General features: G+C 66.7%; 10 protein-coding genes and 1 pseudogene. 7 read left to right on the plus strand and 4 right to left on the minus strand.

Translation table 11 applies throughout. The features are described from left to right. The 4 genes from ruvX to gshB all read right to left on the minus strand — a co-directional run. Positions 1–408, minus strand: a 408-nt coding sequence (ruvX, locus tag ACCC94_RS18980) for a Holliday junction resolvase RuvX (protein ID WP_413351055.1), incomplete at its 3' end; no start/stop codon positions are given. Further along, positions 405–974 carry a YqgE/AlgH family protein gene (locus ACCC94_RS18985; protein ID WP_413351051.1) on the minus strand — a complete coding sequence of 190 codons (570 nt, stop codon included), beginning with the start codon at positions 972–974 and terminating at the stop codon, positions 405–407. The genes ACCC94_RS18985 and ruvX, both read right to left, overlap by 4 nt. Positions 975–1,059: 85 nt before the next feature. Further along, the gene (locus ACCC94_RS18990) at positions 1,060–1,953 is read right to left on the minus strand and encodes a TonB family protein (RefSeq protein WP_413351052.1); all 894 of its coding nucleotides are present in this window, start codon (positions 1,951–1,953) and stop codon (positions 1,060–1,062) included. Between the two features lie 56 nt (positions 1,954–2,009). After that, entirely contained in the window at positions 2,010–2,972 is a 963-nt protein-coding gene (gene gshB / locus ACCC94_RS18995; protein ID WP_236172733.1) for a glutathione synthase, read from the minus strand. A 281-nt stretch (positions 2,973–3,253) separates the two neighbouring features. Between gshB and pilG the strand changes: the two genes are divergently transcribed. The 7 genes and pseudogenes from pilG to ACCC94_RS19030 all read left to right on the plus strand — a co-directional run. After that, positions 3,254–3,661 carry a twitching motility response regulator PilG gene (gene pilG, locus ACCC94_RS19000; RefSeq protein WP_015475142.1) on the plus strand — a complete coding sequence of 136 codons (408 nt, stop codon included), beginning with the start codon at positions 3,254–3,256 and terminating at the stop codon, positions 3,659–3,661. Between the two features lie 46 nt (positions 3,662–3,707). Further along, positions 3,708–4,073, plus strand: a complete 366-nt coding sequence (gene pilH / locus ACCC94_RS19005; RefSeq protein WP_024766237.1) for a twitching motility response regulator PilH — start codon at positions 3,708–3,710, stop codon at positions 4,071–4,073. Between the two features lie 53 nt (positions 4,074–4,126). After that, positions 4,127–4,663 (plus strand): chemotaxis protein CheW, encoded by a 537-nt coding sequence (locus tag ACCC94_RS19010; protein ID WP_017520132.1) that lies wholly within the window; start codon positions 4,127–4,129, stop codon positions 4,661–4,663. Positions 4,664–4,747: 84 nt separating this feature from the next. Then, the gene (locus ACCC94_RS19015) at positions 4,748–6,796 is read left to right on the plus strand and encodes a methyl-accepting chemotaxis protein (protein WP_045212954.1); all 2,049 of its coding nucleotides are present in this window, start codon (positions 4,748–4,750) and stop codon (positions 6,794–6,796) included. A 62-nt stretch (positions 6,797–6,858) separates the two neighbouring features. Continuing rightward, a complete protein-coding gene (locus ACCC94_RS19020; RefSeq protein ID WP_413351053.1) occupies positions 6,859–7,722 on the plus strand; it encodes a protein-glutamate O-methyltransferase in 864 nt (287 codons plus the stop codon). A 24-nt stretch (positions 7,723–7,746) separates the two neighbouring features. After that, complete coding sequence (locus ACCC94_RS19025; RefSeq protein ID WP_413351054.1) at positions 7,747–16,134, plus strand: Hpt domain-containing protein; 8,388 nt, start codon at positions 7,747–7,749, stop codon at positions 16,132–16,134. Then, positions 16,127–16,503 (plus strand): annotated as a pseudogene (locus ACCC94_RS19030) (chemotaxis protein CheB); the annotation flags it as partial. The gene ACCC94_RS19025 and the pseudogene ACCC94_RS19030, both read left to right, overlap by 8 nt.

Here is a 16,503-nt window from a genome sequence, read left to right on the forward strand (position 1 = left end):
CTCCAGCAGCAGGGCGGCGGCCAGGGCGTCCACCGGGCGCTCGCGGTAACCGTCGCGCTGGCCCTGGGCCAGGCGCTCGCCCTTGGCGGCGTAGGTGGTCAGGCGCTCGTCGTGGGTGTGCACCGGCAGGTTGTAGCGGCCGTGCAGGCGGCGGGCGAATTTCTCGGCGCGCTCGCTCATGTCGCTGGGGGTGCCGTCCATGTTCAGCGGCAGGCCGACGACGATGGCGTCGGGCTGCCATTCCTTGATCAGGGCTTCGACGCGATTCCAGTCCGGCACGCCGTTCTGTGCCTTGAGCACGCAGAGCTCGCGGGCCTGGCCGGTGATGGCCTGGCCGACGGCGACGCCGATCTGCTTGGTGCCGTAGTCGAAACCCAGGAGCAGGCGCAGGGGTTTGCTGCTCATCAGGCGTGCCCGGCCTGGGCGGTGAGCAGGCTGAGGTTGATCCCCAGGCGTTCGGCGGCTGCCGACAGGCGCTGCTCGGCCGGCACCTCGAAGAGTACCGCCGGGTCGGCGGGGCAGGTCAGCCAGGCGTTGTCGGCGAGTTCCGCTTCCAGCTGGCCGGCCTCCCAGCCCGCGTAGCCGAGGGTGATCAGGTGTTGCGCCGGGCCGCTGCCGTCGGCAATGGCGAACAGCACGTCCTGGGAGGTGGACAGCGACAGCTCGCCCAGCTCCAGGGTGGCCTGGTAGCTGCGCCCGGCGGGGTGCAGGACGAAGCCGCGGTCGGTCTGCACCGGGCCGCCGTTATAGATGGTCATGCCCTGGCAGCGCACCGGCGGGAGTTCGTCCGGGCGCAGTTGTTCGAGCACATCGGCCAGGCTCAGGCCGCTGGGGCGGTTGATGATCAGGCCCATGGCACCCTGCTCGTTGTGTTCGACGATGTAGGTGACGGTCTGGGCAAAGTTGGCGTCCGCCATGTGCGGCATGGCGATCAGGAAATGGTGCTTGAGGTAGCTGGCGGCTGTGCTTTTCATGCCGGCTAGTTTCAGGCTTGCGGAACAAAGGAACAAGACTTGAAAGCGCAACGGCGCGCCTGCAGGCGCTATCTGGCGGGCCGGGTCAGTTGCTGGACAGGCGGTCGCCGCGTTCGAAGCGCCAGGTGCGGATGATTTCCAGGCGGTCGATGTCGTTCAGATCGCCCGAGAAGGGCGCGAAGGGGGCGGCCAGGCGCACGATGCGCTGGGCGGCCTGGTCGAGCAGGGGCTGGCCGGAGGATTCCAGCACCTGCACCTCATAGAGCGAACCGTCGCGGTTGATCGATACCAGCAGCCGCAGGCTGCCGTAGATGCGCTGGCGGCGGGCTTCGTCGGGGTAGTTGAGGTTGCCGATGCGCTCGATCTTCTTGCGCCATTCCTCTTTATACCAGGCGCCCTTGTCGCGCATGGTCGAGGCGGCGCTCAGGCGGTGGATGCGCGGGCGCTTGGCGTAGGCCTGCTGTTCGCGGGCGAGGTCGGCCTCCAGGCTGGAGATTTCCGCCGACAGCTGGCTGGAGTCGAATTGCGGCGCCGGCTTTGCGACGGTCTCGGCCTTGGGCGTCTGCTGCTTGGTCTGCACCTTGTCCGGACGCGGGCTGCGGGTGGCGACCGCGGCCTTGGGCGCTTCCGGGCTCCTGGCCTGGCGCGGGGTGGCCGGCGGGGCGACTTTCTTGACTTCGGTGTCCTGGAACGGCGCCTGCTCGGTGGTCTTGGGGATCGCCTTGTGTTCCAGGGTGCCGCTGCCCTGCTGGTTCATCTGCGCGAGGTAGTCGGCCTTCTCCGGCGCCTTGTCGCTCTTGAAGCTGGCCAGGGTGATTTCCAGCGTCTTGCTCAGCTGGCTGGGCGACGGCATGGTGAAGCCCACGCCGAGCAGCACGGCCACGTGCAGGATGGCCGCAACGAACAGGGTGAAACCCAGACGGTCCGCCGGACGTACGCCGGAGGACACGGGGAAGTCTTGGTGGGTTGCAGCGTTCATTGCGGATCGCACGGGCCAGGGTGGGGCGGAAGTCTGCCGACGAGGCTTATAAAAGTCTATGACGCACTGCGCGCCTTGAGCTTTTCGTCGATGACTGCCATCAGTCGCTCACCGATGCGCGTGTCGTAGGCCGCATCGATCTCGCGGATGCAGGTCGGGCTGGTGACGTTGATCTCGGTGAGGTTCTCGCCGATCACGTCCAGGCCGACGAACAGCAGGCCGCGCTTGCGCAGTTCCGGGCCGACCTGCGCTGCGATCCAGCGGTCGCGCTCGGTCAGCGGCTGCGCCACGCCGCGGCCGCCGGCGGCCAGGTTGCCGCGGGTCTCGCCCTGGGCCGGGATGCGCGCCAGGCAGTATTCCACCGGCTCGCCGTCGATCATCAGGATGCGCTTGTCGCCGTCCTTGATGGCCGGCAGGTAGCGCTGCGCCATGACCTGTTCCTGGCCGTGGCGGGTCAGGGTCTCGAGGATCACCGAGAGGTTCGGGTCGCCTTCGCGGTGGCGGAAGATCATCGATCCGCCCATGCCATCCAGGGGTTTGAGAATGATGTCACGATGCTGTGATGCAAACTCGCGCAAAATGTCGGACCGGCGGCTCACCACCGTCGGCGGCGCGCACTGCGGGAACAGCGTGGCGAAGTACTTCTCGTTGCAGTCACGCAGGCTCTGCGGCTTGTTGACCACCAGCGTGCCGGCGGTTTCGGCCTGTTCCAGCAGGTAGGTGGAGTAGACGAACTCGTTGTCGAAGGGCGGGTCCTTGCGCATCAGGATCACGTCCAGGTCCGACAGCGGCTGGTCGACTTCCTCTTCCAGCTCGAACCAGTGGGCCGGGTCGTAGAACACCTTGAGCGGGCGCATGCGGCCGCGGGCGACGTTCTCCTTCTGGTACAGGTCCTGCTGCTCCATATAGAAGAGCTGCCAGCCACGGGCCTGGGCGGCGAGCAACATGGCCAGCGAGCTGTCCTTCTTGAAGCTGATCTGCGCGATGGGGTCCATCACGATCCCGAGGCGTACGCTCATGGGATGTCCTCCTGGAGGAATCTGTGGGCTTGGGGCTGCGACATCAGGCCGCGCCGCAAAGGCTGAAAATGGATGCTCAGGGTGGCGCTGGATGTGCGCTCGGTCAAGGAAAAAGCCTGCGTGTTCCGGGTCTTATGGCCTGAATTTGCTGGGCGTGGTAAAGATTCTGACGATTGTGGTAAAAGGTTCCCACGATTGGGTCGCAGCCCGACGGTGGCAGGGCGCTAGCGCACTGAAATAAAAAGCGGAAAAAACGACTCACCGAGATGGTAAGGGCGAACATGGAACAGCATTCCGACGGTTTGAAAGTAATGGTGATCGACGATTCCAAGACGATTCGTCGCACGGCTGAAACCCTGCTGAAGAAAGTCGGCTGCGATGTCATCACAGCCATCGACGGCTTCGATGCACTGGCCAAGATCGCCGATACCCATCCGAGCATCATCTTCGTCGACATCATGATGCCGCGCCTGGATGGCTATCAGACCTGCGCCCTGATCAAGAACAACAGTGCCTTCAAATCCACGCCGGTGATCATGCTGTCCTCCAAGGACGGCCTGTTCGACAAGGCCAAGGGTCGCATCGTCGGTTCCGATCAGTACCTCACCAAGCCCTTCAGCAAGGAAGAGCTGCTCGGCGCGATCAAGACCCATGTGCCCGACTTCACCCCGGTGGAGCACGCTTCCTGAAGTCCGGCGCGAGCGCCGGTGACGCCTATTCCGTATGGGGACCACAATGGCTCGAATTCTGATTGTTGATGACTCGCCGACCGAGATGTACAAGCTGACCGCGATGCTGGAAAAGCATTCGCACCAGGTACTCAAGGCCGAAAATGGCGCCGATGGCGTGGCCCTGGCTCGCCAGGAAAAGCCCGACGTCGTCCTGATGGACATCGTCATGCCCGGCCTGAACGGCTTCCAGGCGACCCGTCAGCTGTCCAAGGACCCGGAAACCAGCGCGATTCCGGTGATCATCGTCACCACCAAGGACCAGGAGACCGACAAGGTCTGGGGCAAGCGCCAGGGCGCTCGCGACTACCTGACCAAGCCGGTGGACGAGGAAACACTGCTCAAGACCATCAATTCGGTGCTGGCCGGCTGATCCAGCCGTTGCTGCACACCCGAACATAATTATTAGAGAAGGCCAGGGCCGGCATGGCGGAAGTCCAGAGTCCTTTCGAGGTTCTCGTCCAGATCGATCAGCGCTGTCGTCAGCTGGCCGCGGGTCTGCCCGCGCAGCGCGAAGTGGTGCAGAGCTGGAACGGCATCGGCTTTCGCATGGCTGGGCGCCTGTTCGTGGCGCCAATGGGGGAGGTCGGCGAGGTTCTTCACGAACCGCGCTACACACTGCTGCCCGGCGTCCGTGACTGGGTCAAGGGGGTCGCCAACGTGCGTGGCCGCCTGCTGCCGATCATGGACCTGTGCGGTTTCCTCGGCGCGGAGCTTTCGCCTCTGCGCAAACAGCGGCGCGTGCTCGTCGTGGAACACCAGGAAGTCTTCGCCGGCCTCATCGTCGATGAGGTATTCGGCATGCAGCACTTCCCGGTGGACACCTTCTCCGAGCAGCTGCCACCGCTGGAAGCGGTCCTGCAGCCCTTTATCCATGGCGTCTTCCATCGGGAGCAACCCTGGCTCGTGTTCAGCCCGCATGCGCTGGCTCAGCACCCCGGGTTCCTGGACGTCGCCAGCTAGAGTTTGACCGGTTGGGCCGGCACTGCCGGCCCTTGTTGTGACATGGAAAGCGTAAATCGTGGTGGGTCCAGGCGGGGGCCGAATATGAAAAATATAAAGGCAGGCAGTCTTTTTTCGGGTGCGCGCAGCAGTTCGCTGATCCTGGGGCTCTTCGTGGTCCTGATCGTGGCGATCGTCTTGCTGTTCGCCAACTTCGCTTACCTCAACACCCAGGCGAACCACGACAAGCAGTACATCGGCCATGCCGGTGAGCTGCGCGTGCTGTCCCAGCGTATCGCCAAGAACGCCACGGAAGCCGCGGCGGGCAAGGCGGAGGCGTTCAAGCTGCTGAAAGAGGCACGCAACGACTTCGAGAAGCGTTGGAACATCCTGAGCAAGGGTGATGAAAGCACCGGCCTGCCGCCGAGCCCGGATTCGGTACAACCGCAGATGGCGGATGTGCAGAAGGACTGGGACACCCTGCGCAAGAACGCCGACTCCATCCTCGCCAGCGAACAGACCGTACTGTCCCTGCACCAGGTGGCCGCGACCCTCGCCGAAACCATCCCGCAGCTGCAGGTGGAGTACGAAGAGGTCGTCGACATCCTGCTGGAGAACGGCGCCCCGGCCGACCAGGTCGCGGTAGCCCAGCGCCAGTCGCTGCTGGCCGAACGTATCCTCGGCTCGGTGAACAAGGTGCTGGCCGGCGACGAGAACTCCGTGCAGGCCGCCGACAGCTTCGGCCGTGACGCCAGCCTCTTCGGCCGCGTACTCAAGGGCATGAAGGAAGGCAACGCGGCGATGAGCATCTCCAAGGTGACCAACGCCGAAGCGGTGGATCGCCTCAACGAGATCGCCGAACTCTTCGAATTCGTTTCCGGCTCGGTGGACGAGATCCTCGAGACCTCCCCGGAACTGTTCCAGGTCCGGGAAGCCGCCAACACCATCTTCGGTGGCTCGCAGACCCTGCTGGACAAGGCTTCCAGCCTCGCCGCCGGCTTCGAGAACCTGGCCGAAGGCCGCGTGTTCAACCAGGTCGCCAGCGCCGCGCTGGGCATCATCGCCCTGGGCGCGATCATCCTCATCGGCCTGGTGATGGTGCGTGAGACCAACCGCCGGCTGGCCGAGACCGCCGAGAAGAACGAACGCAACCAGGCGGCGATTCTGCGACTGCTCGACGAAATCGCCGACCTCGCCGACGGTGACCTGACGGTGGCCGCGACGGTAACCGAGGACTTCACCGGTGCGATCGCGGACTCCATCAACTACTCCATCGACCAGCTCCGCGAGCTGGTGGAAACCATCAACCTGACTGCCGTGCAGGTGGCCGCCGCCGCCCAGGAAACCCAGGCCACCGCCATGCACCTGGCCGAGGCTTCCGAGCACCAGGCCCAGGAAATCGCCGGCGCCTCCGCCGCGATCAACGAGATGGCCGTGTCCATTGACCAGGTATCGGCGAACGCCTCCGAGTCCTCGGCGGTAGCGGAACGTTCCGTAGCCATCGCCAACAAGGGCAACGAAGTGGTGCACAACACCATCACCGGCATGGACAACATCCGTGAGCAGATCCAGGACACCTCGAAGCGGATCAAGCGCCTGGGCGAATCGTCCCAGGAGATCGGTGACATCGTGAGCCTGATCAACGACATTGCCGACCAAACCAACATCCTCGCCCTGAACGCCGCGATCCAGGCGTCCATGGCGGGCGACGCGGGCCGCGGCTTCGCCGTGGTAGCGGACGAAGTACAGCGTCTGGCGGAACGTTCCTCCGCTGCGACCAAGCAGATCGAGGCGCTGGTGAAGACCATTCAGACCGACACCAACGAAGCGGTGATCTCGATGGAACAGACCACCTCCGAGGTGGTTCGCGGTGCCCGCCTGGCGCAGGACGCCGGTGTGTCCCTGGAAGAGATCGAGAAGGTATCCAAGACCCTGGCCGCGTTGATCCAGAACATCTCCAACGCCGCCCGTCAGCAGGCCTCCTCCGCCGGCCACATTTCCAACACCATGAACGTGATCCAGGAGATCACCTCGCAGACCTCCGCCGGTACCACCGCCACTGCGCGCAGCATTGGTAACCTGGCCAAGATGGCCGGAGAGATGCGCCACTCCGTATCCGGCTTCAAACTGCCGGACACCGCCGAACAGGCCTGAGCAGAGGAGGTGCGCGACTCTTTGCCGGGTAGCGCACGACAATCTTGAGCGAGGGGCGCGACATGCAGGCAAGTGGCGTCTGGTCGTTGCAGCCGTTGGCCGACATGTCGGCCGCGGACTTCCGCGACTGGCAGGCACTGTTGGAAGACCGCACCGGCGTCGTCGTCAACGAACAGCGCCGCGCCTTCCTGCAGACCAGCCTCGGCGCGCGGATGCGCGAGCTGGGTATCGCCGACTACGGCACCTATTACCGCCAGGTCACCGATGGCCCGCGCGGCGCCGTGGAGTGGTCGAACCTGCTGGATCGCCTCACCGTCCAGGAAACCCGTTTCTTTCGCCACAAGGCTTCCTTCGAAGTGCTGGAGAGTTACCTGCGCCAGCGCCTCGAACAGGTCGGCCCGAGCCGGCCGCTGGCCTTGTGGAGCGTCGGCTGTTCCAGCGGCGAGGAGCCTTACTCCCTCGCCATGGTGGCCGCCAGGGTTCTCGAAGATGCAGGTCTGGCACCGCTGTTCGGCGTGACCGGCACCGATATCAGCCTCAATGCCCTGAACCGGGCGCGCGAGGCGAGCTATGCGGCACGCAAGCTGGAAGATATCGACCCGGAACTGGCCACGCGCTATTTCAGCGCGCAGGATGACGGTCGATACCGTGTGATACCCGATCTCGCCGGGCGCGTCTGTTGCGCGCGGCTGAATGTGCTGGAACTGGCCAAGGCGCCGATGTCCGGCATGGATGTGATTTTTTGCCAGAACCTGCTGATCTATTTCCGCCGCTGGCGGCGGCGGGAAATCCTCAATCGCCTGGCCGAGCGCCTGGCGCCCGGGGGATTGCTGGTGATCGGAGTGGGCGAGGTCGCCGATTGGCACCACCCGCTGCTCGAACCGGTCGCCGATGAGCGCGTTCTGGCCTTTACCCGGAAGGGATGACACAGACACATGAGTGGAGTGGCTATGGGTGATCGGCACGATTATGTCGCCCTGGAATGGGTAAAAGGCGAGATTGCCGAAACGCTCAAGCAGGCGCGGCAAGCCCTCGAATCCTACGTCGAGAATCCCCAGGACCCGACGCGGATGGGCTTTTGCCTGGCCTATATCCACCAGGTGCGCGGCACTCTGCAGATGGTGGAGTTCTACGGCGCGGCCCTGCTCGCCGAGGAAATGGAGTACCTGACCCAGGCCCTGATCGACGGCAAGGCCTCCAGCCAGAGCGAAGCGCTGGAAGTGCTGATGCAGGCCATCCTGCAGCTGCCGGCGTACCTGGAGCGCATCCAGAGCGCCCGCCGCGACCTGCCGCTGGTGGTGTTGCCGCTGCTCAACGACCTGCGCACCGCCCGCGGCGAGAAGCTGCTGTCGGAAACCAGCCTGTTCTCCCCCGACCTGTCCCGGGAATCGCCGGTCTTGCCGGTGGACGCCCTGGCGCGCCTGCGTACCGCCGAACTGCCGGCCCTGCTGCGCAAGCTGCGGCAGATGCTGCAGGTCGCCCTGGTCGGCGTCATCCGCAACCAGGACCTGCCGACCAACCTGGGCTACCTGGCGCGCGTCTTCGCCCGCCTCGAATCCCTGTGCAAGGACGCCCCGCTGGGCCGCCTGTGGGTGATCGCCTCGGCGATGATCGAAGGCCTGGCCAATGGCAGCATCGCCAACGGCACCTCGGTGCGTAACCTGCTGCGCCAGGTCGACCGCGAGTTCAAGCGCCTGGTCGACCAGGGCGCCGACGCCATGAACCAGCCGGCGCCGGACGAGCTGATCAAGAACCTGCTGTTCTACGTGGCCAAGGCCTCCGACCAGTCGCCGCGCGTGCGCGCGGTGAAGGACGAGTACCGCCTGGACGACGCCCTGCCGGGCGCGGCCCTGGTGGACGAGGAACGCGCCCGCCTGGCCGGCCCTGACCGCGACGCCATGCGCTCGGTGGTCGGCGCGCTGTGCGAGGAGCTGGTGCGGGTCAAGGACAGCCTCGATCTCTTCGTGCGCAGCGACCGCAGCGGCGTGAACGAGCTGGGCAGCCTGCTGGCGCCGCTCAAGCAGATCGCCGACACCCTCGCCGTGCTGGGCTTCGGCCAGCCGCGCAAGGTCATCCTCGACCAGATCGAGGTGGTCAGCGCCCTGGCCCACGGCCAGCGCCAGCCCAACGACGCGACCCTGATGGATGTCGCCGGTGCGCTGCTGTATGTCGAAGCCACCCTGGCCGGCATGGTCGGCCCGAGCGAGGAACCGGGCCGCGAAGAGAACGTCCTGCCGACCACCGATGTCGAGCAGATCCACCAGGTGGTGATCAAGGAAGCGCGCAACGGCCTGGAACTGGCCAAGGACGCGATCATCGAGTTCATCGCCTCGCAGTGGAACCACGAGCACCTGGCCCGCGTGCCGGAACTGCTGACGCAGGTTCGCGGCGGCCTGGCGATGATCTCCCAGGAACGTGCGGCGAAACTGCTGGAAAACTGCAATCGCTACATCCAGGAACAACTGCTGGTGCGCCAGGCCGTGCCGGACTGGCACAGCCTGGACACCCTGGCCGACGCCATCACCAGCGTCGAGTACTACCTCGAGCGCCTGTCGGAAGACCACAACACCCAGGGCGACATGATCCTCGACGTGGCCGAGGAGAGCCTGGACAGCCTGGGCTACTCGCTCAAGCCGCGCCCGTCGATCCTCGACGCCGAGCCGGAAGCTCATGTCCCGGCGCCGCTGGACAATCCGCTCGACGAGATCGACGTGCTGGCCGCGCAGCCGCTGGCCGAGCCGACCGAGGCGGTGCCGGTGGACGACGTCCCGGAACTGGCCGCGCCGGTGGAAATCGCCGACAGCTTCGAGCCGGCCACCTTCGAGGCGGCTCCGCTCGAAGAGCCGCCGTTCGAGCAGCCTTCCCGGCTGGCGCCTCTGGAAGAGCTGGCGCCGGTTGAAGAGCAGGCTCCGGTCGCAGAGCCGACCCCGGACCTGGCCGACTTCGACGCGCCGCAACCGGTCGTCGAAAACGAAGACAGCTTCACCTTCGAATCCCTGGAGCCGGTCGCCGAACCTGCTGTGCTGGAAGAGCCTGCGCTGCTGGCCGACTTCGATCTCCCTGTCGAATCCGAGGCTCAGCCCGCTGGCGAAGCCGAAGCGAGCTTCACCTTCGAACCGCTGGAGCTGGACTCCGCCGAGCCCACGGCCGAGCTGGGCGCCTGGACCCTGGACGAGGGCGAGCTGCTGGCCGCCTCCGCCGTCCCGGCCGAATCGAGCGCGCCGACCGCTACCCTGGAGCCGGAAAGCCTCAGCTGGGACATCGAGCTGGAGCCGGCTGCACCGATCACCGACACCACCCTGGCCGACGAAGGCTGGTCGCTGGACGACAGCCACAAGGCCGACAGCATCGAGTTCAGCCTCGAAACGCTGGAAGAGACCCCCGCGCAACCGCTGGCCGATGGGCTGAGCTGGAGCCTGGACGATGCCCCGCTGGCCGAGACGCCGCGCGTCGACGAAGCGACCCCGGCCGAACCTGCCGCCGCGGCGGAACTGCTCGAAGATTTCGCCGGCCTGCCGTCGCTGGAGGCCACTGCGGCCCCGGTGGACGAGCTGAGCTGGGACATGGAGTCGCTTGCCCCGACCGGTGAGAAGCCCGCCGAGGAAGACTGGTTCAGCGTCGACCTGAGCCAGCCGGCTGCCGAGTCGCCCGCGCCGTCCCTGGAGCTGGACGAAAACTTCGCCAGCCTGGAAGCGCTCGAACCCGCGCCGCTGGTCACCCTGGAGTCCCTGGACGACCTGAGCTTCGACGCCCCGCCGGCCACCGATGAGCCGTCCGATGCGCAAGCCTCGCTGGTCAGCGACGACAACTGGACCCTGGGCGAGCTGAGCGAACCGACCGCGCTGGATGCAGGCGTGGACTTCAGCCTCGATGCGCCGCTGCAGCTGGAACCGCTGGAGCCGCTGCCCGAAACCCAGACCCCCGCCTTCCAGGCCGAAGCCTGGAGCGACGAGAACATCGCCGACCTGGACCTGCCGGAAGTCGAATTGCCCAGCCCGCCGGCCGAACCCGAGCCGGTCGCCGAGGCGCCGGCCAGGCCGCTGTCCCTGGCCGAGGTCATGGCTGTCCCGGTGCAGGCGATCAACCCGCCGGCCCAGGACGTGCCGCCCAGCCTGCTGCCGCCGCCCGCCGACGAAGAACCGATCGACGAAGAGCTGCGCGAAGTCTTCATCGAGGAGGCCGGCGAAGTCCTGGAAACCATCGGTGAACACCTGCCGACCTGGCTGGCCAGCACCGATGACCGCGACTCGCTGACCGAGATCCGCCGCGCTTTCCACACCCTCAAGGGCAGTGGCCGGATGGTCCGCGCCCTGGTGATCGGCGAATTGGCCTGGTCCATCGAGAACCTGCTCAACCGCGTGCTCGACCGCAGCATTGCCGCTTCGCCCGCCGTGTTGCAGGTGGTGCAGGACGTGGTCGCGCTGATGCCCGAACTGGTCGAGGAATACGCTGCCAGCGCCCAGCGCCAGCGCGACGATGTCGACCGCCTGGCCGCCACCGCCCACGCCCTGGCCAAGGGGCAGCCGGTGCCGCCGCCCGGTGGTGGTCTGCCGGAGTCGGCGCCGTCGGTCGAGGACATCACCCCCGAGCTTGCCGATGTCGAGGAAATCGCCGCGCAGGCTGCCAACGAAGGTCTCGACGACAGCCTCGACCCGCAGTTGCTGGAGATCTTCCGCAACGAAGCCGAAGCCCATCTGGAAACCCTGGTCGGCTTCCTCGCCGATTGCGCGCAACAGCTGCCGCAGCCCGTGACCGACGACCTGCAGCGTGCCCTGCACACGCTCAAGGGCAGCGCACACATGGCCGGCATCCTGCCGATTGCCGAGATCGCCACGCCGCTGGAGCGGCTGGTGAAGGAATTCAAGACCAACCTGCTGCAGGTCGACCTGCGCGAGGCCGAGCTGCTGCACGCCGCCGAAGGGCTGTTCCGCGTCGGTCTCGAGCAACTCGTCGCTGGCCGTCCGCTGGCGCCGATCGAGGGTAGCGCCGAGCTGCTGGCGCGCATCGCGCAGATCCACCAGGAGCGCCTGGAAGCCGCCGAGGCCAAGCGTCGCGGCGAAAGTGGCGAGGGCAGCGGCAACGATCCGCACCTGATCGGCATGTTCCTCGCCGAGGGCATGGACATCCTGCTCGACGCCGAGGACCTGTTGCGCCGCTGGCGCGAGCACCCGCAGGAGCGCCAGGAGCTGGGCGCCCTGTACGAAGAGCTGGAAACCCTGAGCCGTGGCGCGCAGATGGCCGAGCTGCCGCAGATGGCGGAACTCGCCGATGCGCTGCTGGCGGTCTACGGCGCCGTGCGCCAGGGTCGCCTGGAAACGGGCGAGGCGTTCTTCGCCGCCGCCGAGACCGCCCACGAGGCGCTGATCGGCATGATGGATCAGGTGGCCGCGGCCCTGCAGGTCAGCGCCCGTCCGGAACAGGTCCAGGCGCTGCACCGCCTGCTGGAGGCACCGGCTGCCGAGGGCGAGCTGTCCGAAGCAGCGGACCTGGAGTTCGTCGACCTGGAGAACCTGACGGCGGATGACTTCCCTTCCGAGGACGAGGAGTTCCTGCTCGACAGCCGCCCGGTGGACGACGACAACCTCCCCGACGGCCTGAGCTGGTCGCCGCGCGGCGACACCGATGGCGCCCCGCGCGGCGCCGCCGACGATGATGACGACGATGTCATCACCGCCGAGACCCCGCACGCCCATCCCGCCCCGCAGCAACCGCCGCGGGCGCTGGACGAGGAAATGGTGGCGATCTTCCTCGAAGAGGCGGTCGACATCCTGGATAACGCCGGCCAGGCGCTGGACCAGTGGTTGGCCTCGCCCGAAGGCCTTGCCGCGCTCTCGACCCTGCAACGCGACCTGCACACCCTCAAGGGCGGCGCGCGCATGGCGGAAATCCGCGAGATCGGCGACCTGTCCCACGAGCTCGAATCGCTCTACGAAGGCCTGCTGGATCATCGCTTCCAGCACAGCCAGCCGCTGGGCGACCTGCTGCGCACCTGCCACGACCGTCTGGCTACCCAGCTTGACCAGCTGCAGGCCGGCCAGGCGCTGACCGACCCGGCCGATCTGGTGCAGACCATCCGCACCTTCCGCCAGAACCCGGCCGCCGGCCTGAACCTGCCGCAGGCCCTGGCGGCGCAGCAGGAAGCCGTGGTCGAGCAGGACGAAGCCCTCGAGCTGCCGCCAGTCGTGGAAGACGACATCGAGCTGGAACTGCCCGCCGAGGCAGCGCCGGAAGCCGAAGCGGCTGAAGCGTTCGAGGCGGCTGATCCTCAAGCCATTGATCTCGACGCCATCGAGTTCGAAGCCCTCACAGCGGAAAGCACAGCTGCTGACGTAGCCGCCGAGCCGGAGGTGGAAGACACGGAGCAGGACCTCGACCTGCAGGCTTTCCTCGAGACCGCCGAAGCCGAGGTTGCCGGAACCCGGGCTGCCGAACCGGAAGTCATCGAACCGGATGCAGTAGCTCCTGACGTCTCGGGCGTGCAGGACAGCGAGTACGAACTGGACGAGGACCGCGACCAGGAATTGGTGGAAATCTTCCTCGAGGAAGGCTTCGACATCCTCGAAAGCTCCTCCGGTGCCCTGCACCGCTGGATGGAAAACCCCGACAACAGCGTCGAGCTGGAAGCGCTGCAACGCGACCTGCACACCCTCAAGGGCGGCGCGCGGATGGCCGAGATCCGCCCCATCGGCGACCTCGCCCACGAACTGGAATTCCTCTACGAAGGCCTCAGCGGCGGGCGCCTGCGCGCCAGCCCGACACTCTTCGAGTTGCTGCAGCGCTGCCACGACCGTCTCGCCGAGATGCTCGAAGCGGTCCAGCAGCATTGCCGGATTCCGGGAGGTGAATCGCTGATTGACGCGATCCACCGATTTCGTGCCAACCCCGAAGAACAACTGAGCATCCCCAGCAGCGTCAGCCTGCACGCGATCAGCTCCGCACAGGGCGCTTCGGACGGCCCGGAAGCCGATATCCTGGATATCTTCCTGGAAGAGGCCGACGACCTGCTCGAAGCCATGGAACAGGCCCTGGGCCGCTGGGACGCCGAGCGCGAGAACGGTGCGCTCGATGAACTGCTGCGCATCCTCCATACCCTCAAGGGCGGTGCGCGCCTGGCTGGCCAGACCAGCCTGGGCGACCTGGCCCACGACCTCGAACAGCACCTGGGCGAAGCCCAGCAGCAGGGCGCGCCCTGGCCGGAAAGCCTGCTGATGGACGCGCAGTCCGGCTTTGAAGGCCTGCAGGCCGAAGTCGACCAGCTGCGCCTGCACCTGGGTGAAGTCGAAAGCGCAGAAAGCCTGCAGGAAGACATTGCCGAGGAACCGATTGCCGAACAGCCGGCGCCGGCGAACCTGCCGGCCCTGCCCGAAGCCATCATGGCCGCCGCCGTGCCGCAGCGCATCGATGCGCCGGTGGTGCTGCCCTTCGTCCGCCGCGCCCAGGAAGCCGCCCAGGAAGCCGCTGCGCGCCGCGCGCCGCAGGAACTGGTGAAGGTGCCCGCGCAACTGCTCGAAGGCCTGGTCAACCTCGCCGGTGAGACCTCGATCTTCCGCGGTCGCGTCGAGCAGCAGGTGAGCGACGTCGGTTCGACCCTGGGCGAGATGGACGCCACCATCGAGCGGGTCCGCGACCAGCTGCGCCGCCTCGATACCGAAACCCAGGCGCAGATCCTCTCGCGCCACCAGGCCGACGCCGAGCGCGCCGGCTACGAAGACTTCGACCCGCTGGAAATGGACCGCTACTCGCAGCTGCAGCAGCTCTCGCGCGCGCTGTTCGAGTCCGCGTCCGACCTGTTCGACCTCAAGGAAACCCTGGCCGCCAAGAACCGCGACGCCGAGACCCTGCTGCTGCAACAGGCGCGGGTCAACACCGAGCTGCAGGAAGGCCTCATGCGTACCCGCATGGTGCCCTTCGACCGCCTGGTGCCGCGCCTGCGCCGGATCGTCCGCCAGGTGGCGAGCGAGCTGGGCAAGCAGGTCGAGTTCGTGGTCAGCAACGCCGAAGGCGAGATGGACCGTACCGTGCTCGAACGCATCGTCGCGCCGCTGGAGCACATGCTGCGCAACGCGGTCGACCATGGCATCGAGTCCGGCGAGGCGCGCCGCATCGCCGGCAAGCCGGAGCAGGGCACCATTCGCCTGACCCTGGGCCGCGAGGGTGGCGACATCCTCCTGACCCTGGCCGACGACGGCGCCGGCATCCGTCTGGAAGCGGTGCGCCGCAAGGCCATCGAGCGCGGCCTGATGACCGGAGACAGCGAGCTGAACGACCACGAGGTGCTGCAGTTCATCCTCGAGGCCGGCTTCAGTACCGCCGAGAAGGTCACGCAGATTTCCGGCCGTGGCGTGGGCATGGACGTGGTGAACTCCGAGGTGAAACAGCTCGGCGGCTCCATGAGCATCCACTCCAGCGTCGGCGAAGGCACCCGCTTCGACATCCGCCTGCCGTTCACCGTGTCGGTGAACCGCGCACTGATGGTGCTCTCCGGCGAGGACCTGTATGCCCTGCCGCTGAACACCATCGAAGGTATCGTACGGGTCTCGCCGTACGAGCTGGAGGCCCTATACGAGCAGGCCGCCGCCGACGAATCCGGCGCCGCGCCGAGCTTCGAGTACGCCGGCCAGCACTATGAACTGAAGTACCTGGGCGACCTGCTCAACAACGGCCAGCATCCCAAGCTGGTCGGGCAGTCGCTGCCGTTGCCGGTGATCCTCGTGCGCTCGGCGGACCACGCCGTGGCGGTGCAGGTGGACGCCCTGGCGGGCTCGCGCGAAATCGTGGTGAAGAGCCTCGGCGCGCAGTTCGCCGGCGTCAGCGGCATCTCCGGCGCGACCATCCTCGGCGACGGCCGCGTGGTGGTGATTCTCGACCTGCTGGCGACCATCCGCGTGCTCCACGCCCAGCTCGTCCAGCATGCGCCGCGCCGCCAACTGGCCGGCCCGGCCGCCGCGGAGATCGAACACCAGCGCCCGACCCTGGTCATGGTGGTGGACGACTCGGTCACCGTGCGCAAGGTCACCAGCCGCCTGCTGGAACGCAACGGCATGAACGTGCTCACCGCCAAGGACGGGGTGGACGCCATCGCCCAGCTGCAGGAACACAAGCCCGACATCATGCTGCTGGATATCGAGATGCCGCGCATGGACGGCTTCGAGGTGGCCACCCTGGTGCGCCACGATGAACAGCTGAAGGACCTGCCGATCATCATGATTACCTCCCGTACCGGCGAGAAGCACCGCGACCGAGCCCTGGCCATCGGCGTCAACCAGTACCTGGGCAAGCCGTACCAGGAATCCGAGCTGCTGGAGAACATCCACAAGCTGGTGAAGGCCCATGTCTGAGCAGAGCACGCCGCGCATTGCGGTGATCGCCGACACCTCGCTGCAGCGCCATGTGCTGGCGCAGGCCCTGGCCGGCCATGGCTACCAGGTGGTGATCAACGCCGACCCGGCGCGCCTTGAGAGCGAGCAGCTGGACGCCTGCGAGACCGACCTGTGGCTGGTGGACCTGGCGCAGCAGGAAGATTCGCCGCTGGTGGACAACCTGCTGGAGCAGTCGCGGGTGCCCGTGCTGTTCGGCGAAGGTCATGCGCCGGAGCGGCATTCCGAACACTACCCGCGCTGGGAGCGCCGGCTGGTGTCCAAGCTGCGCAAGCTGGTGGGCGACCCCAGCGCCGGCGTCGGCCGCAGCCTGGCCGCGCTGCTCGACGA

The sequence above is a fragment of the Pseudomonas sp. Pseusp97 genome (assembly GCF_047304025.1).
In the GTDB taxonomy this organism is placed as follows: Bacteria; Pseudomonadota; Gammaproteobacteria; order Pseudomonadales; family Pseudomonadaceae; genus Pseudomonas.

Excerpts from the sequence above, each read along its gene's own strand:
- ACCC94_RS18985 (WP_413351051.1), bottom strand. The coding sequence starts at position 974 with ATGAAAAGCACAGCCGCCAGCTACCTCAAGCACCATTTCCTGATCGCC.
- ACCC94_RS18990 (WP_413351052.1), bottom strand. The coding sequence starts at position 1,953 with ATGAACGCTGCAACCCACCAAGACTTCCCCGTGTCCTCCGGCGTACGT.
- gshB (WP_236172733.1), bottom strand. The coding sequence starts at position 2,972 with ATGAGCGTACGCCTCGGGATCGTGATGGACCCCATCGCGCAGATCAGC.
- pilG (WP_015475142.1), top strand. The coding sequence starts at position 3,254 with ATGGAACAGCATTCCGACGGTTTGAAAGTAATGGTGATCGACGATTCC.
- pilH (WP_024766237.1), top strand. The coding sequence starts at position 3,708 with ATGGCTCGAATTCTGATTGTTGATGACTCGCCGACCGAGATGTACAAG.
- ACCC94_RS19010 (WP_017520132.1), top strand. The coding sequence starts at position 4,127 with ATGGCGGAAGTCCAGAGTCCTTTCGAGGTTCTCGTCCAGATCGATCAG.
- ACCC94_RS19015 (WP_045212954.1), top strand. The coding sequence starts at position 4,748 with ATGAAAAATATAAAGGCAGGCAGTCTTTTTTCGGGTGCGCGCAGCAGT.
- ACCC94_RS19020 (WP_413351053.1), top strand. The coding sequence starts at position 6,859 with ATGCAGGCAAGTGGCGTCTGGTCGTTGCAGCCGTTGGCCGACATGTCG.
- ACCC94_RS19025 (WP_413351054.1), top strand. The coding sequence starts at position 7,747 with ATGGGTGATCGGCACGATTATGTCGCCCTGGAATGGGTAAAAGGCGAG.